Source organism: Hymenobacter nivis, assembly GCF_006439025.1.
GTDB lineage: Bacteria > Bacteroidota > Bacteroidia > Cytophagales > Hymenobacteraceae > Hymenobacter > Hymenobacter nivis_A.
Genome location: NZ_RCYZ01000008.1, coordinates 196523 through 221998 on the forward strand (window position 1 = coordinate 196523; position 25476 = coordinate 221998).

The 25476-nt window shown below is 63.5% G+C and carries 22 protein-coding genes; 5 read left to right on the plus strand and 17 right to left on the minus strand.

Annotation, left to right across the window (positions count from 1 at the left end; genetic code table 11):
• Positions 1–90: 90 nt before the first annotated feature.
• Entirely contained in the window at positions 91–465 is a 375-nt protein-coding gene (locus EAH73_RS18345) for a hypothetical protein (protein WP_140468881.1), read from the minus strand.
• Entirely contained in the window at positions 462–860 is a 399-nt protein-coding gene (locus EAH73_RS18350; protein WP_140468882.1) for a carboxymuconolactone decarboxylase family protein, read from the minus strand. The genes EAH73_RS18345 and EAH73_RS18350 overlap by 4 nt, the downstream gene beginning before the upstream one ends.
• A gap of 166 nt (positions 861–1026) precedes the next feature.
• Here EAH73_RS18350 and EAH73_RS18355 point away from each other — a divergent pair, with 166 nt between their 5' ends.
• Entirely contained in the window at positions 1027–1719 is a 693-nt protein-coding gene (locus tag EAH73_RS18355; RefSeq protein ID WP_140468883.1) for a ComF family protein, read from the plus strand.
• A gap of 75 nt (positions 1720–1794) precedes the next feature.
• On the opposite strand, the gene EAH73_RS18360 is transcribed toward EAH73_RS18355, so the two are convergent.
• Both EAH73_RS18360 and EAH73_RS18365 read right to left on the minus strand, forming a co-directional pair.
• Positions 1795–3048, minus strand: coding sequence for an SUMF1/EgtB/PvdO family nonheme iron enzyme (locus tag EAH73_RS18360; RefSeq protein ID WP_140468884.1), 1254 nt, complete (start codon positions 3046–3048; stop codon positions 1795–1797).
• A gap of 81 nt (positions 3049–3129) precedes the next feature.
• On the minus strand, positions 3130–4188 hold the full coding sequence (locus EAH73_RS18365; RefSeq protein WP_140468885.1) for a PorP/SprF family type IX secretion system membrane protein: 1059 nt from the start codon (positions 4186–4188) through the stop codon (positions 3130–3132).
• A gap of 162 nt (positions 4189–4350) precedes the next feature.
• Between EAH73_RS18365 and EAH73_RS18370 the strand changes: the two genes are divergently transcribed.
• Positions 4351–7374, plus strand: coding sequence for an AsmA-like C-terminal region-containing protein (locus EAH73_RS18370; RefSeq protein WP_140468886.1), 3024 nt, complete (start codon positions 4351–4353; stop codon positions 7372–7374).
• 113 nt (positions 7375–7487) lie between these two features.
• Positions 7488–8336 (plus strand): DUF4382 domain-containing protein, encoded by an 849-nt coding sequence (locus EAH73_RS18375; protein WP_140468887.1) that lies wholly within the window; start codon positions 7488–7490, stop codon positions 8334–8336.
• Positions 8337–8421: 85 nt separating this feature from the next.
• Here the strand turns inward: EAH73_RS18375 and EAH73_RS18380 are convergent, their stop codons facing one another.
• The 13 genes from EAH73_RS18380 to fumC form a co-directional block, all read right to left on the minus strand.
• The gene (locus EAH73_RS18380; RefSeq protein ID WP_140468888.1) at positions 8422–9024 is read right to left on the minus strand and encodes a thioredoxin family protein; all 603 of its coding nucleotides are present in this window, start codon (positions 9022–9024) and stop codon (positions 8422–8424) included.
• Between the two features lie 75 nt (positions 9025–9099).
• Complete coding sequence (locus EAH73_RS18385; RefSeq protein ID WP_240047329.1) at positions 9100–10512, minus strand: efflux transporter outer membrane subunit; 1413 nt, start codon at positions 10510–10512, stop codon at positions 9100–9102.
• A gap of 238 nt (positions 10513–10750) precedes the next feature.
• Entirely contained in the window at positions 10751–13915 is a 3165-nt protein-coding gene (locus tag EAH73_RS18390) for an efflux RND transporter permease subunit (RefSeq protein WP_140468890.1), read from the minus strand.
• A gap of 111 nt (positions 13916–14026) precedes the next feature.
• Positions 14027–15199 (minus strand): efflux RND transporter periplasmic adaptor subunit, encoded by a 1173-nt coding sequence (locus tag EAH73_RS18395; RefSeq protein WP_140468891.1) that lies wholly within the window; start codon positions 15197–15199, stop codon positions 14027–14029.
• Positions 15200–15238: 39 nt separating this feature from the next.
• Positions 15239–15502: a hypothetical protein gene (locus EAH73_RS18400; protein WP_140468892.1), complete on the minus strand. Its 264-nt coding sequence runs from the start codon at positions 15500–15502 to the stop codon at positions 15239–15241.
• Positions 15503–15742: 240 nt separating this feature from the next.
• Entirely contained in the window at positions 15743–17119 is a 1377-nt protein-coding gene (locus tag EAH73_RS18405) for a sensor histidine kinase (RefSeq protein ID WP_140468893.1), read from the minus strand.
• A 162-nt stretch (positions 17120–17281) separates the two neighbouring features.
• Positions 17282–17959 carry a response regulator transcription factor gene (locus EAH73_RS18410; RefSeq protein ID WP_140468894.1) on the minus strand — a complete coding sequence of 226 codons (678 nt, stop codon included), beginning with the start codon at positions 17957–17959 and terminating at the stop codon, positions 17282–17284.
• Positions 17960–18145: 186 nt separating this feature from the next.
• Positions 18146–18637, minus strand: coding sequence for a DinB family protein (locus tag EAH73_RS18415; protein WP_140468895.1), 492 nt, complete (start codon positions 18635–18637; stop codon positions 18146–18148).
• A 139-nt stretch (positions 18638–18776) separates the two neighbouring features.
• Positions 18777–19241, minus strand: a complete 465-nt coding sequence (locus EAH73_RS18420; protein ID WP_140468896.1) for a DUF6970 domain-containing protein — start codon at positions 19239–19241, stop codon at positions 18777–18779.
• A gap of 120 nt (positions 19242–19361) precedes the next feature.
• The gene (locus tag EAH73_RS18425) at positions 19362–19760 is read right to left on the minus strand and encodes a diacylglycerol kinase family protein (protein WP_140468897.1); all 399 of its coding nucleotides are present in this window, start codon (positions 19758–19760) and stop codon (positions 19362–19364) included.
• On the minus strand, positions 19753–20340 hold the full coding sequence (locus EAH73_RS18430; RefSeq protein WP_140468898.1) for a GNAT family N-acetyltransferase: 588 nt from the start codon (positions 20338–20340) through the stop codon (positions 19753–19755). Before EAH73_RS18430 ends, EAH73_RS18425 begins: the two co-directional genes overlap by 8 nt.
• 43 nt (positions 20341–20383) lie before the next feature.
• Positions 20384–20998 (minus strand): hypothetical protein, encoded by a 615-nt coding sequence (locus tag EAH73_RS18435; RefSeq protein WP_140468899.1) that lies wholly within the window; start codon positions 20996–20998, stop codon positions 20384–20386.
• 110 nt (positions 20999–21108) lie between these two features.
• The gene (fumC, locus tag EAH73_RS18440; RefSeq protein WP_140468900.1) at positions 21109–22515 is read right to left on the minus strand and encodes a class II fumarate hydratase; all 1407 of its coding nucleotides are present in this window, start codon (positions 22513–22515) and stop codon (positions 21109–21111) included.
• A 143-nt stretch (positions 22516–22658) separates the two neighbouring features.
• On the opposite strand from fumC, the gene EAH73_RS23180 reads away from it, so the two are divergent.
• Together EAH73_RS23180 and EAH73_RS18445 are read left to right on the plus strand one after the other, a co-directional pair.
• Positions 22659–22835 (plus strand): hypothetical protein, encoded by a 177-nt coding sequence (locus tag EAH73_RS23180; protein ID WP_161599600.1) that lies wholly within the window; start codon positions 22659–22661, stop codon positions 22833–22835.
• Positions 22836–23162: 327 nt separating this feature from the next.
• A complete protein-coding gene (locus tag EAH73_RS18445; RefSeq protein ID WP_140468901.1) occupies positions 23163–25439 on the plus strand; it encodes a M28 family metallopeptidase in 2277 nt (758 codons plus the stop codon).
• Positions 25440–25476: the final 37 nt, after the last annotated feature.

Consider the following 25476-nt stretch of genomic DNA (forward strand, 5'->3'; position numbering starts at 1 on the left):
TCATTCCGAGCGCAGCGAGGAATCTGAGTAATGCTCATTGAATAGCAATTTCAGATTCCTCGCTGCGCTCGGAATGACAACGGTTGGCAACTAATCGTCCAAACTAAAATATTCCAGCATGTGCCACTTCATCATGCGCTCCTGCTCTTTGAGGAAGGCAAAAGGCACTGGGCGCAGCAACTTGTAGTGCGGCCAGCCGTCCTCGTCCACGCGCTCCAGCTCGTAGTGGCCGCTGAGGCTGAAGAGCTTGCAGGTGGCGATGTGCATCAGGTCCTGCTTCTGCTCCTTGGTGAATTCGGCCACGCCCTGCCCCAGCTCCTGCACGCCGATGAGCAGCAGCAGCGCGTTCAGGTCGGGGCGCTTGCCGAAGCGGGTTTCCATCTCGTTGAGCAGCACGTTCCAGCGGTGCTCGAAGTCGGCCTCGGTTTCGAGGTGTTCCGGGCCCGGGTTCAGGTCGTCGCTCATGCGGCGGGGGCCCCGTGGGCGTGCGCGTGGTCGGGCGCGGGCAGGCCCTGGCCAGCTTCCTCCTTTAGGATCTCCCAGTACTCCACCGCCCGGCGGAAGTGCGGGATGACGATGCTGCCCCCGATGAGGTTGGCGATGGCAAACACCTCGTAAATCTCTTCGTCCGAGAGCTTTTCCTCGAAGCACTTGCCCAGGTGGTACTTGATGCAATCGTCGCAGCGCAGCACCATGGAGCAGGCCAGGCCCAGCATTTCCTTGGTCTTCACGTCGAGGGCCCCCGCGGCGTAGGTGTTGGTATCAAGGTTGAAAAAGCGCTTGATTACCTTGTTGTCGGCGGCGAGAATCTTCTCGTTCATCCGCTGGCGGTAGTCGTTGAATTCGGTTACTTGGGACATGGCAGAATTGTCGGTTATTTGTTGTTCGTCCAATCTTTTAGGTAGTCGTCATGCTGACGGAGGAGGCATCTTTTCCCGGTAGGGCTACGCTGCAAGCGTAATGGGATGCTTCCTCCGTCAGCATGACAGCGCCTAGTAACTGAAGCTAAAACACAAATTTACGCCCATGCTCCGCTCCTGGCTGGCCGACTTCGTGGGCCTGGTTTTCCCGCGCCTGTGCCCGGCCTGCCGCGAGCCACTGGCCCGGGGCGAAGCGCACCTCTGCACCAGTTGCCGCGCCGAGCTGCCCTACACCGACTTCCACCGCCTGCCGCCCGAGGCCAACCCGCTGGGCCGCCGCTTCTGGGGCAAGCTGCCCGTGCGCCACGCCCTCAGCTACTTGCAGTTTGTGCGCCAGGGCCGGGTGCAACGGCTGCTGCACGGCCTCAAGTACGGCGGCCAGCGCGACGTGGGCACGGCCCTGGGCCGCCTCTACGGCGCCGAACTGGCCGCCGCGGGCCTCGCGGCCGACTTCGACCTCATCGTGCCCGTGCCGCTGCACCCGCGCAAGCTGGCCAAGCGCGGCTTCAACCAAGCCGAGGTGTTTGCCGAAGGCTTATCGGCCGGCCTGGCTTTGCCCTGGGCCCCGGCCCTGCGCCGCACCGCCCACACGGATACCCAAACCAAAAAGAACCGCGCCGAGCGCTGGGACAACGTGGCCACCGTGTTCGAAGCCGCCGATGCCAGCGCCGTAGCCGGCCGCCGCGTGCTGCTCGTGGACGATGTGCTGACCACCGGCGCCACCCTCGAAGCCTGCGGGGCGGCCTTGCTAGCCGCCGGGGCCCTGGAAATCAGCATTGCCACCATCGCCTGCGCCTAAGTCGCCAGGGGCCCTAAAAAGCAAGAGGCCACTCCCCGCGGGGAGTGGCCTCTTGTGTATTTCAACCGAAACGAATTACTTGTTCGAGCCGGCGTTGATCATGGCGCAGCGGAAGCCGATGGTAGCCGTGGCCGAATCCTGGGCCATGAAGCGGCGGGTGCCGGGCGAGAGCCAGTAGGCCACGTCGCGCCACGAGCCGCCTTTGTACACGCGCACTTTGTCGTCGATCAGCGACTGGTAACCTTTCTTGTCGTACTTGTCGGCGGGGTCAAGCACGCCGTTGCGGCGGAAGGGGTTCAGGTCTTCCACGTCCTGGTACGAGAGGGGGCGGTACACGTCCTGCACCCACTCGTTTACGTTGCCGGCCATGTTGTAGAGGCCGTAGTCGTTGGGCGGGTAGGCATAAATCTGCTCCGTAATCATGGCGCCGTCGTTCAGGCTACCGGCAATGCCGGCGTAGTCGCCGCGGCCACGCTTAAAGTTGGCCAGAAACTGGCCCTGCTTGCGGCCGTAGGCGTTGCGGGTGGTGCGGCCGTCCCAGGGGTAAATGCGTTTTTCTTCCTGGTTCTCGTTGCCCACTTCCTGGGTGCCGATGAGGGCCAGGGCGGCGTACTCCCACTCAGCCTCGGTGGGCAGGCGGTAGTTGGGCAGCGTGTTGCCGTTTTCGATGGAAATGCGGTTCTTGCTATCGGCAGCAGCAGTGCCTTCGGCGGCGGTGTCGCCCTTCTTTTTGCGCGAGAACAAGCCCCCGCCTTTTTTCTTGCTGCTCGATTCGTTTATCTCCCCGGCCAGGCCTTCGTTCACCTTGGCGGTGCGCCAGGTGCAGTAGTCGTTGGCTTGCAGCCAGCTCACGCCCACCACGGGGAAGTAGCGGAAGCCGGGGTAGCGCAGGTAATAAGTCACGTAGGGGTCGTTGAACGACAGGTCGCGGGCCCACACGGTGGTGTCGGGCAGGGCCGACTTATAGAATTCTTCGGCCGAGTCGGTGCGGATATAGTGCAAATATTCCAGCCAGTGAATGTTAGCCACCTCGGCTTCGTCCATATAGAACGAGGCAATGGTGACGGTGCGCTCCATGTTGTCGTGCGAGAGGGTCACGTCCTCCTCCTGGGTGCCCAGTACGGTGCGGCCACCCTCGATGAATACGAGGCCCGGGCCGGCCGGAATGCCCTTGTAGCTGGACACCTGCATGCCCTTTTCCGTGTTGTATTCAACCCCCGTGGTCGACGATTCCTTGCCGGGGTTAGTAGCACTGCGCTGGCCGTCCTTGCAGCTCGCCAGGGCCCCGAGAGCAAGTGCGCCCAGGCATAGATAGTTGGATAATTTCATGACTGGACTAGTTCAACTAGGGGTGAAGAATCGTTATCAGTAGTAATTCGGTTGCAATTTAAATGCAATATTACAAAGAATCTAGAATGCCGGGCAAGGCGCAATAGGATAATTTCTCCGGCGCAGGCGTTGGTAGGCATTTTCGAGCTTGTCAAACGCCCGGATGGCCAAAGTTATTTCGTGGGCCCCACCCAAATTTGCGCTTAAGCTGCTCAGGCCCACGTCGTAGCTATAGCCCAGGCGCAGGCCCCCGGTCTGCACGCCCGCTACCACCGCCAGTACGTGCTGCGGCCCAACGCCGGTGTTGCCGAAAAGGTTGCGGTACACGGCCCCCAGCGTGACGGGCGACGCGGTGAAATACAATCCGGCCTCGACGCGCTGCGAGCCGCCCTGCCGGCTGTAGGCCGCTACGGGCGTATAACTCAGCTCGCGGTCGGCGCGGCCGGGGCCCGGTTTCACGGCAAAAAATTTGTAGCCGCCGCTCACATTCAACAGCAGCGGCAGCTGGCTTTGGCCCCGAAACCCGAGGCTGGGCTGGTTGAGGTGCTGCCCGGCAATGCTCAGCCAGGCCTGGTCGGAATACAGCACCACGCCGGTGCCCACGCTGAGGTAGTTGGTGGGAGCGAAGTCGATGGCCTCGGCCGAGGGGCCCGTGATCTGCCCGTCGGCCGAAATCTGGTCGCCGAACGTGAAGTTGCCGTAGCTCACGCGCTGGCGGCCGTAGCTAGCGCGCAGGCCCCCGCTCAGGGCCACCTGCCGGGTTAGGCGGGTGTGGTAGGCGTACAGGGCCCCCGCCTGGAAGCGGGTATAGCCCACGGCGCCCGCCCGGTCCTGGTCCACGAGCAGGCCGAAGGCGTGGTGCTGGCCGGGCTTGTCGGGCCGCCAGTCGGCCGCGGCTTGGGTCGTCACAAACGAGCCCGCCAGCGTAGGCAGCTGGTTGCGGTAGGCCAGCGTCACGCTGTAGTCGTCGAGCAGGCCGGTGAAGGCCGGGTTGGCGTGCAAGCGCGTGGCGAAGGGCTGCGAAAAGTACACGTCCTGGGCCTGGGCGGCGGGCGCGGCCAGGCCCACGGCCAGCAGCAGCGCCGCGCCGCGCCCCAGCCAGCGGGCCGGGGCCCCGCGCAGTGGTAGAGAGCAGAGCATAAGGGCAGGCAAAACGCAGTTGGGCCCGGTTTTGGTACGGCCGGCCAACGAAAGTACGCCCGGGGGCCCTGCAAATGAACACCCGGGCCCGGCGCTGCCGTTTAAGGCGTGGGCAGCGGTGGCCGTTCTATTTTTGCCCAATTCACTTTAGTACAACTGGCTATGCGGAAGATTCTGATTGGTTTGGGAATAGTGGTGGTGCTGCTGCTGGCGGCCGTGGTGGCCGCGCCGCTCTTGTTTAAAGACAAACTTAGGGCCCTGGCCGACAAGCAGATTGCCCAGCGCGTGCGCGCTACGGTGCAGTACGACCCCGCCAACATCGACGTGAGCGTGCTCCACTCCTTTCCCGACCTGACGCTGGACATCAAGGACTTGCGCGTGATTGGACTCGACTCGTTCCGGCGCGACACGCTGGCCTACCTGCCCGGCCTGCGCGTGGGGCTCGACGTGATGACGGTGCTTAAGGGCCAGGAAATCAAGATCAACAACGTGGAGCTAGACCGGCCCGACATCAGCCTGCGGGTGCTGAAAAGCGGGCTAACCAACTGGGACGTGATGATTTCGGACTCGGCGGCCGCCGCCAAGGGTCAGGACACCAGCCAGGTGCGGCTGGCCATCAAGGGCTGGAAAATGACCGACGGCCACCTGCGCTACGAAGACCTGACGCTGCCCTTCCGCATGGAGGCCCGCCAGGTGAACCACACCGGCAGCGGCGACTTCGCCAGCAACGTGTTCGAGATGACGTCGAAAACGACAGCCGGCCGCCTCGACATGACCTACGGCGGCGTGGCCTACGTGACGGACAAGAAGCTCGACGCCGACGTGACGATGAACATGGACCTGAACAAAAACCTGTACACGTTCAAAGACAATAAGATCAAGCTCAACGACTTTCCGTTCAGCTTTGCTGGGGCCATCGGGCTGCCCAACGCCACGGACATCACCTACGACGTGACGTTTAAGGCCCTGGAGACAGACTTCAAAACGCTACTCAGCCTGGTGCCGGGTGTCTACACCGACAAGTTCAAGAACGTGGAAACCAGCGGCAAGGTGGCCTTCGACGGCTACTACAAGGGCACGCAAAATGCGCTTCGGATGCCCGGCTACGGCGTGAACCTGGCCGTGACCAACGGCCGCTTCAAGTACCCCGACTTGCCGCAGGAAGCCAAGAACATCAACGTGAAGATGGTGGTGGACAACCCCTCGGGCTTCACCAACAACGTGAAAGTGAACGTGTCGCAATTCCACCTCGACCTGGGGCCCAACCCGGTGGACGGCAACGTGACCATCGACGGCCTGGAGCCGATGAAGGTGGACGGCCGCGTGAAGGCCAACGTGAACCTGGCCGAGGCCCTGAAGGTGTACCCCGTGGCCGGCCTAAACATGCGCGGCCAACTGGCGGTGGACGCCACGGGCAAGGGCACGTACTCGAAAACGCAGATGCCGGTGGTGAACGCCGCCATTAAAATGACCAACGGCTACGTGAAGTCGAACAAGTTTCCGGCCCCGATTGAGGACATCAACCTGAGCGGGACGGTGGTGAACACGACGGGTCAGGTGAACGACACCCAGATCAATCTGCCCCAATTCCACATGGTGCTGGAGGGCGAGCCGCTCGATGGGCGCCTCACGGCTCACAACATCAACCAGCCGGTGTTCGATGCCAACGTGAAGGGTACGGTGGACCTGACCAAAATCACCAAGATTTTCCCGCTGGAGGGCATGACCGTGACCGGGCGCGTGAGTGGCAACATCGCCGCCGCCGGCAACATGGCCGACGTGGAAGCCGGCCGCTACCAGAACGTGAAAGCTAGCGGCACGGTGCAGGCCAAGAACGTGACGTACAAGAGCAAAGACCTGCCGCAGGGCGTGAACATCAGCAGCGCAGCGGGCACGTTCAACAACAACCAGATTGTGCTGCAAAACGTGAACGGCACGGCCGGCAGCTCCGACTTTGCGGCCAACGGCACGGTAAGCAACTACTTGGGCTACCTCTTCACGCCGGGCCAGGCGCTGAAAGGCACGATGAACGTGACTTCGCACAACTTCAACGTGAACGAATTTATGGTGGACCCGGTGAGCGAGAAATCAACCGCCACCGGCAAGGGGGCCCCGGCCAAGGCCAACGGCGTGGTGCCGATTCCCAAGTTCTTCGACCTAGTGCTGAACAGCAAGGTGGACAACGTGACCTACGACAACCTGAAGCTGACCAACGCCAGCGGCACAGTAGCGGTGAAGAACGAAGTGGCCACGCTCAAAAATCTGACCTTCAACACGCTGGGGGCCACCTTTGGTACCAACGGCAGCTACAACACCCAGAACCTGGCCCACCCCAAGTTTGACATAGGGCTGAACATCAAGAACTTGGATTTCCAGAACGCCTTCAAGGCCTTCAACACGGTGAAGGCGCTGGTGCCGCTGGCCTCGGCGGTGCAGGGCGTGTTCGGCACCAACTTCAGCGTGAGCGGCGAAATGGGCGAAGACATGCTGCCCAAGCTGAGCTCGCTGAGCGGCAAGGGCTTGTTCGACATTGTGAAAGCCAGCGTGTTGCAGTCGCCGGTGCTTTCGCAGATTTCGAGCTTGACGTCGCTGCCCGAGCTGAAAAACCTGCAAGTGTTGAACCGCATCGTGAACGCCGAAATCGTGAACGGCAACTTCGTGGTGAAGCCGTTTGACCTGGCGGTGGGCGACGTGAAGATGACCATCGGTGGCTCGAACAGCCTGGCGGGCCTGCTCTCCTACGTCACGGCCATCAACGTGCCCACCGGCAAACTGGGCAACGCACTGAGCGGCAAGCTCACGCAGCTCACCGGCGTGCAAAACATTCAGGGCACCGACCGCGTGACGTTGGGCCTGAACATCGGCGGCAACGTGACGAGCCCGGTGGTGAAGCTGACCAGCGGCAGCCTCAAGGACCAGGGCAAAACCATTGTGACCAACGTGGTGAAAACCAAGCTCACCGACGCCCTGCTGGGCCTGGCCACCAAGAACCGGGCAAAAACCGACAGCACTCAGAAAGCCACCGCTACCACCCAGCAAAACTCGCAAGAGCAGCTGAACCTGGAGGTGCAGAAGAAGAAGCTGGAGGCCCAGGAAAAGGCTAAGCAAGCCATCGGCGCGGGCCTCAACAGCTTGTTTGGGGGCCGTAAAAAAACCGCTGCTCCGGCCGACACAGCGAAGAAATAGCCTTCTGAATGCTGTTTTTGGCAGCGTTTTTGTAAAACCCAAACTGAGTGGCCCGGCAATCAATGGATTGTCGGGCCGCATTATTTATTGCCCTCACCTACTTGTAATTGAACATGATAAAATATACTCTTTTCGGATTAGCTGGCACGGCGCTGCTAAGCTTGGGTAGCTGCTCGAAGTCTTCTTCGGACGACGCTGGGACCGATTCGGCCAAACTGGAAGTGCGCCTGACGGATGCGCCCGGCAACTTCAGCGCCGTGGCGCTGGACGTGCGGCAGATTGAAGTGCACTTGAAAGAAGAAAACGACCCCAACGGCTGGCAAACGCTGGCGTTCTCGCCCCAGGTGGTGAACGTGCTCGATTACGTGAACGGCAAGTCGGCCTTGCTGGTGAACACCGACTTCGCGCCCGGTGACTTGAAGGAAATCCGGCTCCTTTTGGGCCCCAACAGCTACGTGGTGGGCACCGACGGCCAGCAGTACGACCTGAAAACGCCCAGTGGCCAAACCTCGGGCGTAAAGCTGAAGCTGGACAAGGTCACGCTCAGGCAGCGCGAGACGTTTCAGTTGCTGCTCGACTTCGACGTGGCCAAGTCCATCGTGGAGCGGGGCAACTGGCGGGCCGGCAACGACAAAAAAGAGCGGTATCTGCTCAAGCCCGTCATCCGGCTAGTGGCCCAAGACCTCAAAGGCGGCCTGCGCGGCACCGTGAACCCGGCCGTGGCCCGGCCGCAGGTGCTGGCCATTCGTTCTTCGGTTGTGGGGCCCGATACCGTGAGCACGTTTGCCGACGCTTCGGGCGCTTTCCAGCTGGGGGCCCTGCCCGCCGGCACGTACCAGGTGCAGTTCTTCCCCACCGTGGCGGCGCCGGCCGGCCAGCCGGCCTACAACAAGGTGGTGCGTGCTGGCGTGACGGTCACCAACGACCAGGTTACCGATTTGGGCGTCACCAAGTTAAATTAAACCGCTGTTTGTCTGTTGTATAAATGTAAAACGGCCACTTCTCGCTAGAGAAGTGGCCGTTTGCGTTGCGAGCCGTGCGGGGGCCCTACGCCAGCTTTTGCACCAGGGCCAGCAGCTCGTGCTGGGTGGTGCGGGTGGCGTCCTGGGCGTACCAGCCGTGGAGCTGGGCGGCCAACTCGGCGAAGGGCGTTTGGCTGGCTTTTAAGTCCTGGAACAACGTTTGGGCCGGGGCCGGGCGGGGGCCCCACACAGCGGCTTCGGTCAGCGCGTCGGCGTGGAGCACGACGGTCATCGGGATGGCACGGCCGCCGTTGGTGAGGTAGCGGTCGATGAGGTCGGGGTGGGCGTCGCGCAGGAAATAGCGGGTAGTAAGGCGGCCGCCGCTGGCCTGCGCCACGGCTTCGATGACGGGCACAATTTGGGCCGCGTCGCCGCACCAGCCTTCGGTGATGACCACCCACACGTATGGCTGGGCAAGGCGTTGCAGCGCTGCTTGCAGCTCGGGCAGCACGGCCACCGTGGGGGCCAGCGCGTTCATGCGGGCTTCGCCTTCCTGGTAATAAGGCCGCATTTTGGCCAGCTGCGGGTCGGGGGCCTGGGCCAGTACGTCGGTGATGTGCTGGCGGTAGGCGGCATATGTGAGGCCGGTGGCCAGTTGGTCGGCGGTGAGAACGGGAGCGGTAGGCATTGGGTTGGGTAAGTCGTGGGGCCCTATAACAACCAACCCGCCGACTGTTCTAGCGTTTCACCGCGGGGCCCCTGCTTACCGCACGCCGCCGCCCAGGGCGCGGTACAGGGCCACGGCTTGCAGCAACTGGGTGCGGCGCAGCTCGGCCAGGCTCAGTTCGGCGTCGAGCACGCTGCGCTGGGCCGTAATTATCTCCAGGTACGTGGCGTAGCCGGTGTATTGCAGCAGGGAAGCGGTTTCAACGGCGCGGCGCAGCACGACTACTTCCTGGCGGCGCAGCACCACGGCACTGTCGTAGTTGGCCACGCCGCGCAGGCTGTTGGTGACCTCGCGCACGCTGGTTTGCAGGATTTTCTGATAGGCAAAGTAGGCTTCGAGGCTGGCCGCCGTGGCGCGGTTGCGCTGGGCGCGCAGGGCGCGGCGGTTGAGGATGGGCGCGCTGAGGCCGCCCAAAATACCCGCCACTATCGAGCTGGGCTCAAACAGAAGCGACGACCGAAAGGCATTGACCCCGGCGTAGGGCGTGAGGGTGAGGGCCGGCAAAAACGCGGCCCGGGCTGCGTCGAGGTCGGCCCCGTTGGCGGCCAGGGTCAGCTCGGCCTGGCGCACGTCGGGGCGGCGCAGCACCAGGCGGGCGGGCATGCCGGCCAATAGGCGGGCGGGCACCTGCACCTCGGCCAATTCGGCGGGCCGCGCAATGCGGCCCGGGTAGCGGCCCAGCAGCTGGTTGAGCTGGTTTTCGGTTTCGACGACGCGCTGCCGGTTTTCGAAGACCAGGCTGCGGGTGCGCAGCAACTGCGCCTGAAACTGTTGCACAGCCAGCTCGGTGGCGCGGCCGGCCAGCTTCTGCACCTTGGTAATCTCGAAGGCCCGCTCTTGTAGCACGAGGTTGCGCTGCAAGGTAGCTAGCTGGTTATCAAGCGTCAGCAGCTCGTAGTAATTGTTGGCTACCTCCGCCACAATACCCGTAACTACGAGCTGCCGGCCCTGCTCCGAGGCCAGCAGGCGGCCCTGGGCGGCGTTGCGCAAGCTGCGCAAGCGGCCCCACAGGTCCACTTCCCAGGTGCTGCGCAGGCCCAGGAAATAGTCGGGCGTGACAGAGGTGGGCACCCGTTGGTTGCCGTCGATATTCTGCGACAAGTTGGTATCGTAGTTGCCCACCCCGGTCATGGTGTAGCGCCCGTAGCGGTCGTAGCCCGCCGAGCCCGTGGCGTTGACGCTGGGCAGCAAGGCGGCGCGGCGCTCCAGCACGTTGGCGCGGGCCTGCTCTACGCGCTGGCTGGCCTGGCGCAGGTCTAGGTTTTGCTGCAAGGCCGTGTCGATGAGGCCGATGAGCGTGCGGTCGGCAAAGAATTTTTGCCACGGCAGGTCGCCGATGCTGGTGCTGTCGCCCGCGGCGGGGTAGCCGTAGGTGCCGGGCAGTGGGGTGGCGGCGGGGTAGTTGCGGGGGGCGGTGGTTTGGCAGGCGCCCAGGGCCAATAGCAGCACGCTGGTCGCGGCGGCAAAAGCTCGCCGGGCGTGGGGCCCTACCCCCGGCTTTTCTCCGCTTAGCGCGCGCAACCCTGCGGGGGAGGGGAGCCGGGCGGCTTTTTGGTTGCTGGAAAAAGAAGAGAAAAGCCTTGCTAAAAACATCAGTATGTAAGTCAAATTCAATAATTGTCAGGCCTCTTCCCCCGCAAAGGAGGGAGTAGGGGCCCAAAGGGTGGGGCCCCCGGGGCCGCCACGCCTAGGCGTGCGCCGCCTCCGCTTCTTCCTCCACGGCTTCGGTCACCGGCTCTTCCTTCTTCTCCACCTTTATCATGCCCGCGAAAATGACGTAGAGCCCCGGCACCAGCAGCAGGCCGAAGGTGGTGCCCAGCAGCATGCCGCCCGCCGCCGCCGTGCCGATGCTGCGGTTGCCCAGGGCCCCCGCGCCGTCGGCCACTACCAGCGGCATCAAACCCAGGATGAAGGCGAACGAGGTCATTAGAATGGGCCGCAGGCGCGAGAGCGTACCCTCGATAACAGCATCGAAAACGGAGGCCCCGGCTCGCCGCCGCTGCTCGGCCACCTCAATGACCAAGATGGCGTTTTTGCCCAGCAACCCGATGAGCATCACCAGCGCCACTTGGGCGTAGATGTTGTTTTCGAGGCCCAGTATTTTTAGGAATAAAAACGCCCCGAAAATGCCCGTGGGCAAGCTCAGCAGCACCGGCAGCGGCAGCAAAAAGCTCTCGTACTGGGCCGCCAAAATGAGGTAGACGAACACGATAACCAGCGCAAAAATGTATATCGCCTGGTCGCCCGACAGCACTTGCTCGCGGGTCATGCCGCTCCACTCAAACGTAAAGCCCTTGGGCAGTACCTTCTTAGCAGTTTCCTCAACGGACTTAATGACGTCGCCGGTGCTGTGGCCGGGCGCGTTTTCGCTGCTCACCATGGCCGAGGTATACATGTTGTAGCGCGTGAGCTGGTCGGGGCCGTACACGCGCTCGAGGCGCACGAAGGTGGAGTAGGGCACGAGCTCGCCGCGGTTGTTCTTGACGTACAGCTTAAGTAGGTCGTCGGGGTTGGTGCGGTACTCGGGGCTGGCCTGCACCATCACCTTATAGAGCTGCCCGAAGCGGATGAAGTTGGAGGCGTAGTAGCTGCCAATCAGCGTTTGCAGGGTGCTCATGGCCTGGTCCACGGTCACGCCTTTTTTGGCGGCCTGCTCCTGGTCCACATGGATGAGGTACTGCGGAAAGCTGGCGTCGTAGTTGGTGAAAGCCGAGCCCACGGCGGGCGTTTTCTCAAGGGCCGTGATAAAGTCTTTGGTGACGTCGGCGGTGCGCTGCAAGTTGCCGGTGCCCGACTTGTCGAGCACGCGCAGCTCGACGCCGCTGGCGTTGCCAAAGCCCGGCACGGCGGGCGGCGGGAAGAATTCGATGGTGGCATCAGAAATGCCTTTCGTCTTTTCGCGCAGCTCCGTAATCAGCTCATCCACCGATTGCTCGCGGCCTTCCCAAGCGGCCAGGTTTATCATGCCCATGCCGTAGGTCGAGCCCGCCACGTCGTTGAGCAGGCTGTAGCCGGCCAGCGTCGAAACTGATTCCACGGGCTTGAGCTTGGCCGCCACCTTCTGAATTTCATCGAGTACTTCCTCGGTGCGCTCCACGGTGGCGCCGGCGGGCGTGGTCACGTTCACGTAAATCATGCCCTGGTCTTCGGTCGGAATGAAGCCGGCGGGCAGAATCTGGCTCGTGCCATACGCCAGCCCAATGAACACCAGCAGGGCCCCTAGGGTAATGACGCGGCGGTTCGCCACCACGCTCAGCACCTTCTTGTAGCCGTTGGCCAGGTTGTCGTAGCGGGCATTAAACCAGTTGAAAAACCGGGCCATCAGCCCTGGGTTCTCGTTGTGCTCCACCGGCTTGAGCAGCAGTGAGCACAAGGCCGGCGTCAAGGTCAGGGCATTGATAGCCGAAATCAAAATAGCCGACGCCAGCGTGAGCGAAAACTGCCGGTAGAACACGCCCACCGGCCCACTCAGGAACGACGTGGGCACGAATACCGCCGTCATTACCAAGGTAATAGCCACGATAGCGCCGCTAATTTCGTGCATGGCCGCGAACGTGGCCTCCCGAGGCGCCAAGTGCTCGTTGTGCATTTTGGCATGCACCGCCTCGACCACCACAATGGCATCATCGACCACGATACCGATGGCGAGCACCAAGGCAAAGAGCGTCAGCAAGTTGATACTGAAGCCCAAAAGGCTCATAATGAACAGCGTGCCGATGAGCGCCACCGGTACCGCCAGCGCCGGGATGAGCGTGGAGCGGAAGTCCTGCAAAAACAGGAACACCACGATGAACACCAGAATAAAGGCCTCCACCAGCGTTTTGAGTACCTCGTGGATACTGGCGTCGAGGAAGCGCGACACGTCGTAGGCGATGCTGTAAGTCATGCCAGGCGGGAAGCTGGTGGCTTTTAGCTCGGCCATGCGCGCCTTTACGCCCGCGATAACCTCGCTGGCGTTGGAGCCGGGGCGCTGCTTGAGCATGATGGCCGCCGAGGGCCGCCCGTCTTCCTTCGACACCATGCCGTAGGTGAGCGAGCCAAATTCAATGTCGGCTACCTGCTTGAGCTTCAGCACCGAGCCATCGGGGTTGGCCCGCAGCACGATGTTGCGGTACTGCTCGGGCTCGAACATTTTACCAGTGTAGCGCAGCACGTATTGCAGGTCGTTGGCCTTGCGGCCCGAGCTTTCGCCCGATTTGCCGGGGGCGGCCTCCACGTTTTCGGCCCGGATGGCGGCCACCACGTCCTCGGTGCCCACGTTGTAGGCAGCCATGCGGTCGGGTTTCAGCCACACGCGCATCGAGTATTCGCGGGCGCCCATAATCTCAGCTAGGCCCACGCCGTTGATGCGCTTGAGCTCCTGCAAGATGTTGATATCAGCGAAGTTATAAATAAACTTCTCGCCCGCCGCCTTGTCAGTGCTCGTGATGTTGAGGTAGAGCAGCATGGAGTTTACCTCCTTTTCGGCCGTCACGCCGGCCTTAATTACCTCCTCAGGCAGCTCGTCAATTACGGTTTGCACGCGGCCCTGCACGGCCACGGCCGCCAGGTCGGGGTCGGTGCCCACCTGAAAAAACACCTCGATGAGCGTGGTGCCGTCGTTGCTGTTTACCGACGTCATCGACGTCATGCCCGGCACACCGTTGATGGCGCGCTCCAGCGGTGTGGCTACGGCCTTGGCGCACACCTCGGCGTTGGCACCCGTGTAGTGCGCCGTCACGGTCACGGAGGGCGGCACGATGTCGGGAAACTGCGTGATGGGCAGCTGAAACAGCGCCAGCCCGCCCAGCAAGGTTATCAGCAAGGAGATAACCAGCGAGAGGACCGGGCGGCGAATGAATATATCGAACATAGGGTAGGTTGCGCGGACTTTGCAGTCCGCGTTTTATAGCATTTGAGAGCAGCTAACAGACTCGTAGACTTGACGTTGGATTTGTGGACTACAAAGCCCGCGCAACAGGGACTAGTGCACTTTTGCCACGGCTGGGGCCTCGGTTTGTTGGGGCACTTCAGCTTTGCGGGGCACCACTTTCATCCCGTCTTTCATCTGCTGCGTGCCTTCGTACACCACGCGCTCGCCGCGCTTCAGGCCGCTTTTTACCACGTAGTCGTCGCCAGTACGGGTACCGGGTATAAAGCTGCGGGTGTGAGCAACATTATTGCTGTCAAGCACATAGACGTAGCTCTTGTCCTGAATCTCAAACACGGCCTTTTGGGGCACCAGCAGCGCGTCATTTACCACGTTGGTGAGGCGCACGCGGCCGGTAGCGCCGTGCTTGAGCAGGTGCTGCGGGTTGTCGAAGCGGGCGCGGAAGGCGATGGAGCCGGTGTTTTCGTCAATCTCGCCCTCCGAGGTCTCGATGTAGCCGGGGTAGGGGTAGCGGCTGCCATCGGCCAGCACCAGCGCGATGGTGTCGGAGCGGCTCTGGTCGGGGTGCTCCTGGCGCAACCGGGTAAGCTCTAGGTACTCGTTTTCAGGCACTTCAAAGTAGACGAGCACCTGGCTCAGGTCCGATACGGTGGTGAGCAGCGTGGTGTCTTCAATAAGGCTACCCACTTTGAGCGGAATGCGGTTGATAATGCCGTCAAAAGGGGCGCGCACCAGGGTGTAGTTGAGGTTGAGGCGGGCGGTGGCTTGGCGGGCGCGGGCCTCGGCCACGTGCGATTGCGCGGTGCGTAGGTTGGCCAGCGCTAAATCGGTTTCAGTTTTGGCGATGATGTTTTTGCCCACCAGTAGCTGCACGCGCCCTAGCTGCACCCGTGCCGAGGCTACCTCGGCTTCGGCGCTGGTTTCAGCGGCTCTGGCGCTGGCCAGTTGGTTTTGGTATTCGCTGGGGTTGATTTGAAACAGGGCCTGGCCCTTCTTCACAAACTTGCCCTCATCCACAAAAATATGGTCGAGGAAGCCGCGCACTTTGGCCCGTACCTCCACGTTGCGCTCGGCTTGAATGTCGGCCACGTGCTCGTGGTAGAGGCGCTGATCGGTGGTGCGCAGGGCCACCACCGGTACCTGGGGGGCCGCGTCGGCCTTGGCGGTTTCGGCCTGGCCCTTGCCGCAGCCGCTTAGCAGCAGCCCGCCAGCCGCGGCTGCCAGGGCAAAAGGACGAAGGAGCACGCGGCGAAATAAGGAATTCATATGAAAAGAAAAATGAGCAAGCAAAAAGTCCCAGGCGGGCTACTGAGCCGAGGCGGTAGTTAGGGCCCTGGGTAGTACGGGCCGCAGGGCCAGCAGGCTGTCTTGGCGCTGGTGTTCGGACTGGCAGCGGGCCAGCATGCGCTGGGTGAGGCGCAAGTCGGCTTCGGTTTCCTGGAGGTCCTCGTAGTCGGCCGTGGCCGGGGCACGGCTGTACAGCAGGAAGCCATTGAGGACCAGCGATAACACCAGGGCCCCCGCCAGCAGCAACGCCAGGAAATTTAACGACCGAAATGGATTGGACATGGGCAAGCGGGGCAGTGTCAACTGCCACAAAGGACCCCCCGCGACATTAAAACGGTATGAGAACCGTATTAGAAAAGATGAAAATGGAGTGAATGCCGGCTCGGCGCTCGGGTAGCCAAATGTCATGCAGACCGCGGGGAAGCAGCCCGCTCGCAGCAATAATCAATGCCGTTGCAACGACGCAAGCGAGCTGCTTCCCCGCGGTCTGCATGACGGGCTCTTTGCCGCTATTTCTTTCCCCTACACCGGCGAGGCCGGCAGCCACACCGTGGCCGCCGTGCCCTGGCCCACGGCCGAGGTCAGTTCCAGCCGGCCCTCGTGGCGGCGCACAATGCGCTGGGTGAGGGGTAGGCCCAGGCCGTAGCCGGGTCGGCCCATGGCCCCAGCGGCGCGGTACAGCGGCTCGTAAATGTGGCTGAGCTCTTCGGGGCTGAGGCCGGGGCCGGCATCGGCCACGCGCACGCGCAGGGTGGCGGGGCCCTCGTAGGCCAGCTCGGCCAGCACGGGGCCGGCCGAGTACTTTGCGGCGTTGTCGAGCAGGTTGAGCAGGGCCGTGGTGAGCAGCTCGGCGTTGCCGGGCAGCATAAACACGTCGGCCTCGGCCTCAGTGGGCAGGGCCCCGAAAGCCAGCCGAAACTCGCGGCCGGGGTACTTGGCGCGGGCAAAATCGAGGGCCTGGCCCAGGCACTCATCGAGGCGCACGGGGCTGAAGGGCGGCAGCGTGCCGTCGGCCTTGGCCAGGGCCAATAGGCTGGCGGTGAGGCCCTGCAAGTGGCGGGCCGCGTCGAGCGAATGGGCCAGGCTTTCGCGGGCGTCGGGCAGGGTGGCGTCGTAGGCCAGGGCCGTTTCGAGGGTGCCGGTGAGGGTGGTGAGGGGCGTGCGCAGCTCGTGCGAGGCGTGGGCCAGGAAGCTTCGCTGCGCCTCAAATGCCTGCTCCAGCCCGGCCAGCATGGTGTTGAAGGTGCGCGCCAGCTGGGCCAGCTCGTCGCGCCCGTTGCCCTCCGACAGCCGCCGGCCCAGGTTGGTGGCTGAGATGCGCCCCGCCTGCCGTCCAATGCGGGCCACCGGAGCCAGCGCCGCCCCCGCAAAGTACCAGCCTGCCAAAATGGTGAGCGCCAGGGCCCCCACATTACCCAGCAGCAATAGCAAGCCCAGTTGGTGCTGCCGCGCCCAGCCCACTTGGTCGTCGGCCGAGACAAAAATGGCGTACCGTGCGCCGTCGTGGTCGTAGGCGCGGCCCACTGCCTCGCGCCGCCCCTCGGCCCGGAAGCTCACCAGCCGGCCCGGTTGCAGGGCCCCCAGCCGCGCTCGGTTGGGGCCCTGGTCAATGTTGTCGGCGCTGCTGTAGCGCAGCGCGCCGCCGGGCCCGTAAATGCTGATTTGCTCTTCGGGCAGCGTCAGCAAATCGCGGCGGCGCAGGCTGCCGAGCTGCCCGGTTTCGAGCTTGCCGGGCCGGATGAGCAGCCGCCCCGCCAGCGTGGCACTGGTGCCCAGCCGGTGCTCAAAGCGCTGCGCCCGCGTGCTGGCATTGAAGTAATAAATGAACGCCGAAAAGCTGACCTGAATCGCCAGTACTACCAGCGTAAAGCGCAGCATCAGCTTATTGCGAATCAGCATGTTATCGTTGCTGGTTTAGAAGCAGTCTTATCATTGTGAGCGCAACGCAGTGGAGCGCGGCAATCTTTCCTTCACGCCCAGGTTAGTCGTAATAACGAAGCGAAGGACTAGGAAGATTGCCGCGCTCCACTGCGCTGCGCTCGCAATGACAAGCCACGCTACCTACTCCTCCCGCATTACGTACCCCATGCCCACCACAGTATGGATGAGCTTGGGCGAAAAATCGCGGTCCAGCTTCTTGCGCAAGTAGCTCACGTACACGTCGATGACGTTGGTAGTGGTGTCAAAGTCCAGGTCCCAGACGCGCTCGGCAATGTCCACGCGCGACACCACGCGGCCGCGGTTGCGCAGCAGGTGCTCCAGCAGCGAGTACTCGCGGGTGGTGAGGGCGATGCGCTGGCCGGCGCGGGCCACCGTTTTGGCGTCGAGGTCGAGCACGAGGTCGGCCATGCGCAGCTCGTGGCGCTCGCCGCCGGCGGCAGCGTAACGCTGCGTAAGGGCCCGGGCGCGCATCAATAATTCCCTGAATTCAAAGGGCTTAACCAAGTAATCATCGGCCCCAGCCGCGAAGCCCGCCTCCTTGTCGTCGAGGCTGTCGAGGGCCGTGAGCAGCAGTACCGGCACCCGCCGGCTGTGCGCCCGAATGCGCCGGCACAACTCCACGCCGCTCACGTAGGGCAGGTTCACGTCGAGTATCACCAAGTCGTAGGGCTGCTGCTCGTAGAGCGACCAGCCCGTGCGCCCGTCGTAGGCCACGGTGAGGTCGTAGCCTTCGTGGGCAAAGCCTTTTTTAACGAACGAGGCCAGCGGCGGCTCGTCTTCGACCAGCAGAATTTTCATGAGAATGGACGTACTGCCCAGCTATACGCAGGGGCCCTAAACGCGAACAGACCACCCCGCAACTAAATGCCAGGTGGCCTGCCAAACTTGTAAAACGGAGTAGCACTCCGTTTTCGCACGAACGACTTGGGGCCCCCGTTTCCGCGCGAACGACTCGTTCGACGGGAAACGGAGTGCCACTCCGTTTTACAGCTGCGGGGTTACCTGGCCGGCCTGCTCGCGGCAGTAGGTGATGAAGTCGGAGTTGACGGGCTCCAGGCCGCCTTCGCGCATCTTCACAGCCACCTGGCCGCGGTGGTAGCTGGCGTGCACTACGCAGTGGGTGAGGATATCGCTCACCTGCGAGTCAAACGCATCGCCTTGGGAATTAGAGTATTGAATGTGGCGGAGCAGCTCGGTTTCGTCGGCGTTGGCGCAGAGGTCGGCAAAGGCCTGCGAGGTTTGCTCGTGCCAGTGGTGCAGGCCGGCCAGGTCGTGCTCCTGCCACACCTTGAGTGGGCTAGCCGTGCCCGAGAGGCGCGCAATCCAGATGGCCTGGGCGTTGATGACGTGGCTGAAGATGCGCAGCGCCGGCTGCGGCGCCTCTTTGCCGGCCGCCACCGACGAGTCGAGGCGACGCAGCAGCGTTTCGTTGGCCCACACGTTGAAAACGCCGAGCTTGGCAATGGTGTTAATCATGCGGTGAATGAATGAGTGGGTAGGTGAATGAGTTAAAGAATGAGCAAAGGAAAGGGACAATCAAACGGCTGATGCAGCGGAACGACGCATTTGCCGGCGGCAAAGAACTTACCATTTACTCATTCGCCCGTTCAATTACTCACCGGGGGTCCTGCCACACCAGCTTCTCGTTGGCCTTGCGCTTCTCGAAGTTGGCGCACTGGCCGTCGCCCTTGCCCGTGATGCCGCCGTCGGGGTGGCACAGCACATTGCCCCGGGTATCGTACACCGTCGATTGCTGGTCGCAGCAGGGGGCCGTCTCCCAGTACACGGTCTGGTCGTTGTACACATAGCGGTAGATGCGGACGACGGGGTACTGCTTGCGGTGGCCGAGCGTTTCGGCAATGCGGGCCTTGAGCCACTGGGGCCGGGCGGTGGTGTCCTCGATGGCCACGCGGGCGGGCACGGCGTCCACGGTGTTGGCCGAGGTGGGGGCGGGTGTGCTGTTTTCGGCGATGCTGTTGCCGTTGGGCTGGGTGGTGGGCGTGCCCACCGTAACGCGGTCGGCCCCGCAGGCGGTGGCCAGCAGCAGCGTGGCGGCAATAAGGGTAGGCAACGGGCGCATAAGAAGGGGTTGGGTGGGGTGGGAAAACGGGCGCGGGGCCCCAAAGGAACGGGCCCCCGGGGCCCCACCCGCCTGCTTACGCCCGAGGTTGGCAATGGTTGGCCCGCGCCGCCGTTCGCCCTACGCCGGGGCCCCAAACACCCGGGGCCCGAACACCAGGGCCCCCACTACCAGGGCCCCCAGGGCGGCCAGCAGCACAGCGCCGGCGGCCACGTCTTTGGCGCGGCCGGCCAGGGCGTGGTAATGGGGCGAGGCCAGGTCGGTGAGGGCCTCGATGGCGGTGTTCACCAGCTCGGCGGCCCACACGCCGGCCACGGCCAGTGCCACCAGGGCCCACTCCAGCCGGGCAATACCGTAGTAGAACCCTAGCCCCACCACCGCCACCGTGGCCGCGGCGTGGAAGCGCAGGTGCAGCTCGGAGCGCAGGGCCGCGCCCACCCCGCGAAACGCGTGGCCGAAGCTGGCCAGGCGCCGCCGCAACACCTTGGCCGAGAGGCCCCGGGGCCGCGGGCTACGCATCGAAGGCGGCAAATACGGAGTGCCGCAGCCCGTCCCACTCGGGCCGGATAATGCTGAAAACCACCGTGTCGCGCCGGTAGCCGTCCGGCAGAACGCGGTGGTGGCGCAGGGTGCCCTCCTCGGTGGCCCCCATGCGGCGCATGGCCTCCTGCGACTGCTGGTTGCGGCTGTCGGTTTCCAGCTCCACGCGCTCCATTTGCAGCGTGCCGAAGGCGTAGCACAGCAGCAGGTGCTTGGCCGCCCGGTTGAGGCCCGTGCGCTGGTACTGGGCCCCCAGCCACGTGTAGCCGATGCTCAGGCGCTGGTTGTCAGGGTCAACGGCGTAGTAGCTGGTGCTGCCCACCAGCCGCCCCGAGGCCCGGTCGATGATCACGAAGGGGTAGCGCTGCCCGGCCTGGCGCGCCTGCTCGGCCGCCGCCATGTAGGCGGCCAGGCTCAGAACATCGCCGGCCCGGGTGATGGTGAACTGCCAGATGCTGTCGTCGAAGGCAACGGTTTTCAGTTCTTCAAAATCGGCGGCTTCGAGGGGGCGCAGGCGCACGCGGCTGTTTTCCAGCACGATGTTCTTGGTATAATCCATAGCCCTGCAAATATGCTGAAATAAAAAGCCGCGCTGGCCGCCGCTAGTTGCCGGCAGCGCAGTGTGCGGCCACGTAGGCCTTGTATTCGGCGTAAGCCGGCTCCTGCACCAGGCTTTTTAGGGCCCGCACGTGCGGGTCGGCCAGGTCGTCGGACTGGCTGCGCAACAGCATAAACCGCAGCCCGGTTTGCAGCGGCGCACAGTCGCCGGCCTCAGCCAGGCCCTTGGTTTTCAGCAAAGAATAATCGAACGCCGCGCGTTCGCTCGCCTGGGAGGTGCGCTGGCCGGGCGGCACCGCTACGAAATAGTGCAAGTGCCCCACTTCGTGGTAGAGCACCACCACCAGCCGGTTGTCGTCGTAGCCCGGCTGCGGCTGCTCCAGAAAGCGCCGGTCGAGCCGCACCGCGCCGTTGCCAAAGGCCGCGGCCGGGCTGCCGAGCGGGCCCGGGTTAGTTACCACCACAAAGCGCCGCAGCAGCGGGTCGTGCTGGCGCACGTCGGCCAGCGCCCGGGTAAACTTGGGGTACTGCCGCGCCGCCTGGGCCAGTACCGCCCGCGCCGTGGCCGAATCGACGGGCACCGCCTGCGCCATCTGCGCCCGGCCGAGCAGGGGCGCGGTAGCCAGCAACAGGACGAGCCACAGAGAAGTGTTCCGCATGAGGAATTCTAAAAAAAACGGCCGGAGCCCAACGCCCAACCGTTCAGGTTAGACGTGGCTCCGGCCGTTAGGTTCAACGGGTTCTGCGCGTGGCGCGGAACGGTGCGTACTTATTTTTTGATTTCGCCCACCATGTCCTCGGGCTTCAGCCACTCGTCGAACTGCTCGGCGGTGAGGTAGCCGAGCTGCAGGGCGGTTTCCTTCAGGGTCGAGCCGTTTTTGTGGGCCGTCTGGGCAATTTCGGCCGCTTTGTAGTAGCCGATGTGCGGGTTGAGGGCCGTGACGAGCATCAGCGATGAATCGACGTGCTTCTTGATGTTGGGCAGGATGGGCGCGATGCCCACGGCGCACTTGTCGGTGAACGACGTGCAGGCGTCGCCAATCAGCCGGGCCGAGTGCAGGAAGTTGTAGATCATCAGCGGCTTGAACACGTTCAGCTCGAAGTGGCCCAGGCTGCCGCCGATGGTAATGGCCACGTCGTTGCCCATCACCTGGGCGGCCACCATCGTCAGGGCCTCGCACTGGGTGGGGTTCACCTTGCCGGGCATGATGCTGGAGCCGGGCTCGTTGTCGGGGATGTGGATTTCGCCGATGCCGGCCCGGGGCCCCGAGCTGAGCATGCGGATGTCGTTGGCGATTTTCATCAGGCTCACGGCCACCGTTTTCAGGGCCCCGTGGGCTTCCACGATGGCGTCGTGCGCGGCCAGGGCTTCAAACTTGTTCTCGGCCGTGACGAACGGCAAGCCGGTGAGGTCGGCAATGTGCTTGGCCACGTTCTCCGAGTAGTTCGGGGGCGTGTTGATGCCCGTGCCCACGGCGGTGCCGCCCAGGGCCAGCTCGCTGAGGTGGGCCAGCGTGTTGTTAATGGCCTTGAGGCCGTGGGTGAGCTGCGACACGTAGCCCGAAAACTCCTGGCCCAGCGTGAGCGGCGTGGCGTCCATGAAGTGGGTGCGGCCGATTTTCACCACGTCCATGAACTCCGTGGACTTGGCCTGCAGCGCGTCGCGCAGCTTGGTGATGCCCGGAATGGTGGTTTCGACCAGGATTTTGTAGGCCGCGATGTGCATCGCCGTCGGGAACGTGTCGTTGCTGCTCTGGCTCTTGTTCACGTCGTCGTTCGGGGCCAGGAACTTCTTCTCGTCGGCGAGCTGGCCGCCGTGCAGCACGTGGCCGCGGTAGGCCACCACCTCGTTCACGTTCATGTTGCTCTGCGTGCCCGAGCCCGTTTGCCACACCACCAGCGGAAACGAATCGGCCAGCTGGCCGTCCAGAATCTCGTCGCACACCCGGCCAATCAGCTCGGCCTTCTCGGCGTCGAGCACGCCCGCGTCGCGGTTGGTAAGGGCGGCGGCCTTCTTGAGGTAGGCAAACGCGCGGATTATTTCCTTGGGCATCTTGTTGATGTCCTGCGCGATGGGGAAGTTCTCGATGCTGCGCTGGGTTTGGGCTCCCCAGTAAGCGTCGGCGGGCACTTGCACGGTGCCCATGGTGTCTTTTTCGGTGCGGAACTGCGTCATGGCCTCGGGGGCGGGGAGTGGAAAGCGTGAGAAAAAATAACCGGCAACGGCCGCAAAAGTAAGCGGGCCGGCCCCCGCGGGCAGCCTTTGGGGCCCCCGGGCCGTACACCCCGCAGTTATCCTTTCTTAATCATTCCCGCGCCATGAGCCAGACCGATCCAACCCCCGACCCGCACACCGAGCCACCCGTACCCGTGCAAGGCGACGGCGTGCCCGATTACAGCGATGTTGAAGTGAAAACCGAAACCGATCTGCCCACGCCCACCAAGCCCGGCGGCAGCGCCACCGAGCCCGAAAGCGGCGGCGGCTACAGCGGCTAGGGCCCCCAGGCTTGCAACTTAGAAACGGCCATTTTGCTGAAATCCACTCAGCAAAATGGCCGTTTCTGATTTGAGTTCTTCGCTAAGTAGAATGTACTTTGGACAACTTCGTCTAATGCTATGAATCCATTTCTCTTTCCTATAAAAATAAATCCGGGTGGTTATCAGAACTGGCGTGTCAGATGGATGCCGCTTTTATTCTGGGTCATAACTATCAACGCCCTCATTACGGCAGCTCTTTACATGAAATAAAGAAATTTTTTATTGGTTTTATTACTTGCGTAGTAGCTTGGTGGGATTGTTATGGGTACCATAAACTACTTGCCGATGCACCTTTCTACTACGCTTTGTTGCGCTGTTTGCATTCTAATAAGCAGCGTTGGGGCCCACGCCCAAACCATCCCGCCGCCCGCCGACGCCAAGCCGCTGCTGGGTTTTGTGCCCGCCGCGGCCGCCGCTGAGTACCAGCGCGAAGCCCAGTTCGACGCCCAGCTCAAGGCCGACAACCTGCGCCAATGGATGAAGCGCATGGCCGCGCACCCGCACCACGTGGGCTCGCCCTACGACAAAGAGAACGCCGACTTCATGGCCGGCCTGTTCAAAAGCTGGGGCTACGACACGCGGATTGACATCTCCTACGTGCTGTTTCCCACGCCCAAGCTGCGCCTGCTGGAGCTGGTGGGTCCCACCAAGTACACCGCCGTGTTGGCCGAAAAGCCGGTGCCGGAGGACGCTACTTCGGGCCAAACCGCCGAGCAGCTGCCCACCTACAACTGCTTCTCGAAGGACGGCGACGTGACCGCCGAGCTGGTGTTCGTGAACTACGGCATCCCCAAAGACTACGAGGAGCTGGCCCGCCGCGGCATCGACGTGAAGGGCAAAATCGTGATTGCCAAGTACGGCGGCTCCTGGCGCGGCATCAAGCCCAAGGTGGCCGCCGAAATGGGCGCCATCGGCTGCCTCATCTACTCCGACCCCAAAGACGACGGCTACGCCCAGGGCGATGTGTACCCCAAGGGCCCCTTCAAGCCCGAGACCGGGGCCCAGCGCGGCTCCGTGCTCGACATGCCCACCTACCCCGGCGACCCGCTCACGCCCGGCTACGGCTCGACCAAAAATGCCAAGCGCCTCGATTACCGCAAGGCGCCCACGCTGACCCAGATTCCGGTGCTGCCCATTTCCTACGGCGACGCCCAGCCGCTGCTCGCCGCCCTGGCCGGGCCCATGGCGCCGGCCGACTGGCGCGGGGCCCTGCCCATTCCGTACCACCTGGGCCCCGGGCCCGCGCGGGTGCACTTGCAGCTGGCCTTCAACTGGAAAACCGAGCCCGTGTACAACGTCATCGCCACCCTCAAGGGCAGCCAGTACCCCGACGAGTGGATTATGCGCGGCAACCACCACGACGCCTGGGTGAACGGCGCCAGCGACCCGCTCAGCGGCATGGTGGCCGAATTGGAAGAGGCCAGGGCCCTGGGCGAGCTGGTGAAAGCCGGCTGGAAGCCCAAGCGCACCATCATGTTTTGCGCCTGGGACGGCGAGGAGCCCGGCCTGCTGGGCTCGACGGAGTGGGCCGAAACCAACGCCGCCGCCATCCAAAAGCACGTGGTGGCCTACCTCAACACCGACAACAGCGACCGCGGCTTCCTGGGCGTGGCCGGCTCGCACACGCTCGAAAAGTTCTTCAACCAAGTGGGGCGCGACGTGCAAGACCCTGAGAAGCATGTGTCCATCATCGAGCGCCGCAAAAGCCTCGACTTGGTGAGCGGCTCGCCCGACGCCCAGAAGGACGCCCGCGACCGGGCCGACCTGCGCATTGGGGCCCTGGGCGCGGGCTCCGACTACTCGCCCTACATTCAGCACCTCGGCATTCCGTCCATCAACGTGGGCTTTGGGGGAGAAGGCGCGGGCGGCGAGTACCACTCCATCTTCGATTCATTCGACGACTTCACCCGCTTCAAAGACCCCACGTTTGCCTACGGCGTGGCCCTGGCCCAAACCATGGGCCGCTGCGTGCTGCGCCTGGCCGACGCCGACGTGCTGCCCTTCGAGTTCCAGAACCTGTCGAACACCGTGGCCAAGTACGGCACCGAGGTGAAGGCCCTGGCCGAAACCATGCGCACCGACACCGAAAAGCAAGCCAAGCTGCTGGCCGACAAGCGCTACGACCTAGTGGCCAACCCCGACCAGCCCCTGCTGCCGCCCAAGGCCCAGGCCGCCGTGCCCTACCTCAACTTCGCGCCCCTCGACAATGCCTTGGCCAAGCTTGAGCAAAGCGCCCAGGCCTACGCCCAAGCCCGCCGGGGCCCTAACAACCTATCGGAAGACCGCAAAAAAGAGCTCGACCAGTTGCTCTACCAAGCTGAGCAGCAGTTGCTCAGCGCCGAAGGCCTGCCCCGCCGCCCCTGGTACCGGCACCAGCTCTACGCGCCTGGCTATTACACCGGCTATGGCGTGAAAACCTTGCCCGGCATCCGCGAGGCCGTGGAAGAGCGCAAGTGGGCCGAGGCCGACGAGCAAATTCGGCGCACCGGCGCCGCCATCGAGCGCCTCGCCACCCAAGTAGACCGCGCCACAGCGGTGGCCGGGCCGGCGCCCGCGCAGTAGCCGGGGCCCCACGCGCCCCAGAACCCCGGATGCTATG

Excerpts from the sequence above, each read along its gene's own strand:
- EAH73_RS18390 (WP_140468890.1), bottom strand. The coding sequence starts at position 13,915 with ATGTTCGATATATTCATTCGCCGCCCGGTCCTCTCGCTGGTTATCTCC.
- EAH73_RS18370 (WP_140468886.1), top strand. The coding sequence starts at position 4,351 with ATGCGGAAGATTCTGATTGGTTTGGGAATAGTGGTGGTGCTGCTGCTG.
- EAH73_RS18420 (WP_140468896.1), bottom strand. The coding sequence starts at position 19,241 with ATGCGCCCGTTGCCTACCCTTATTGCCGCCACGCTGCTGCTGGCCACC.
- EAH73_RS18445 (WP_140468901.1), top strand. The coding sequence starts at position 23,163 with ATGCACCTTTCTACTACGCTTTGTTGCGCTGTTTGCATTCTAATAAGC.
- EAH73_RS18365 (WP_140468885.1), bottom strand. The coding sequence starts at position 4,188 with ATGCTCTGCTCTCTACCACTGCGCGGGGCCCCGGCCCGCTGGCTGGGG.
- EAH73_RS18400 (WP_140468892.1), bottom strand. The coding sequence starts at position 15,502 with ATGTCCAATCCATTTCGGTCGTTAAATTTCCTGGCGTTGCTGCTGGCG.
- EAH73_RS18395 (WP_140468891.1), bottom strand. The coding sequence starts at position 15,199 with ATGAATTCCTTATTTCGCCGCGTGCTCCTTCGTCCTTTTGCCCTGGCA.
- EAH73_RS18350 (WP_140468882.1), bottom strand. The coding sequence starts at position 860 with ATGTCCCAAGTAACCGAATTCAACGACTACCGCCAGCGGATGAACGAG.
- fumC (WP_140468900.1), bottom strand. The coding sequence starts at position 22,515 with ATGACGCAGTTCCGCACCGAAAAAGACACCATGGGCACCGTGCAAGTG.
- EAH73_RS18380 (WP_140468888.1), bottom strand. The coding sequence starts at position 9,024 with ATGCCTACCGCTCCCGTTCTCACCGCCGACCAACTGGCCACCGGCCTC.
- EAH73_RS18435 (WP_140468899.1), bottom strand. The coding sequence starts at position 20,998 with ATGCGGAACACTTCTCTGTGGCTCGTCCTGTTGCTGGCTACCGCGCCC.
- EAH73_RS23180 (WP_161599600.1), top strand. The coding sequence starts at position 22,659 with ATGAGCCAGACCGATCCAACCCCCGACCCGCACACCGAGCCACCCGTA.
- EAH73_RS18430 (WP_140468898.1), bottom strand. The coding sequence starts at position 20,340 with ATGGATTATACCAAGAACATCGTGCTGGAAAACAGCCGCGTGCGCCTG.
- EAH73_RS18425 (WP_140468897.1), bottom strand. The coding sequence starts at position 19,760 with ATGCGTAGCCCGCGGCCCCGGGGCCTCTCGGCCAAGGTGTTGCGGCGG.
- EAH73_RS18410 (WP_140468894.1), bottom strand. The coding sequence starts at position 17,959 with ATGAAAATTCTGCTGGTCGAAGACGAGCCGCCGCTGGCCTCGTTCGTT.
- EAH73_RS18375 (WP_140468887.1), top strand. The coding sequence starts at position 7,488 with ATGATAAAATATACTCTTTTCGGATTAGCTGGCACGGCGCTGCTAAGC.
- EAH73_RS18355 (WP_140468883.1), top strand. The coding sequence starts at position 1,027 with ATGCTCCGCTCCTGGCTGGCCGACTTCGTGGGCCTGGTTTTCCCGCGC.
- EAH73_RS18405 (WP_140468893.1), bottom strand. The coding sequence starts at position 17,119 with ATGCTGATTCGCAATAAGCTGATGCTGCGCTTTACGCTGGTAGTACTG.
- EAH73_RS18415 (WP_140468895.1), bottom strand. The coding sequence starts at position 18,637 with ATGATTAACACCATTGCCAAGCTCGGCGTTTTCAACGTGTGGGCCAAC.
- EAH73_RS18360 (WP_140468884.1), bottom strand. The coding sequence starts at position 3,048 with ATGAAATTATCCAACTATCTATGCCTGGGCGCACTTGCTCTCGGGGCC.
- EAH73_RS18345 (WP_140468881.1), bottom strand. The coding sequence starts at position 465 with ATGAGCGACGACCTGAACCCGGGCCCGGAACACCTCGAAACCGAGGCC.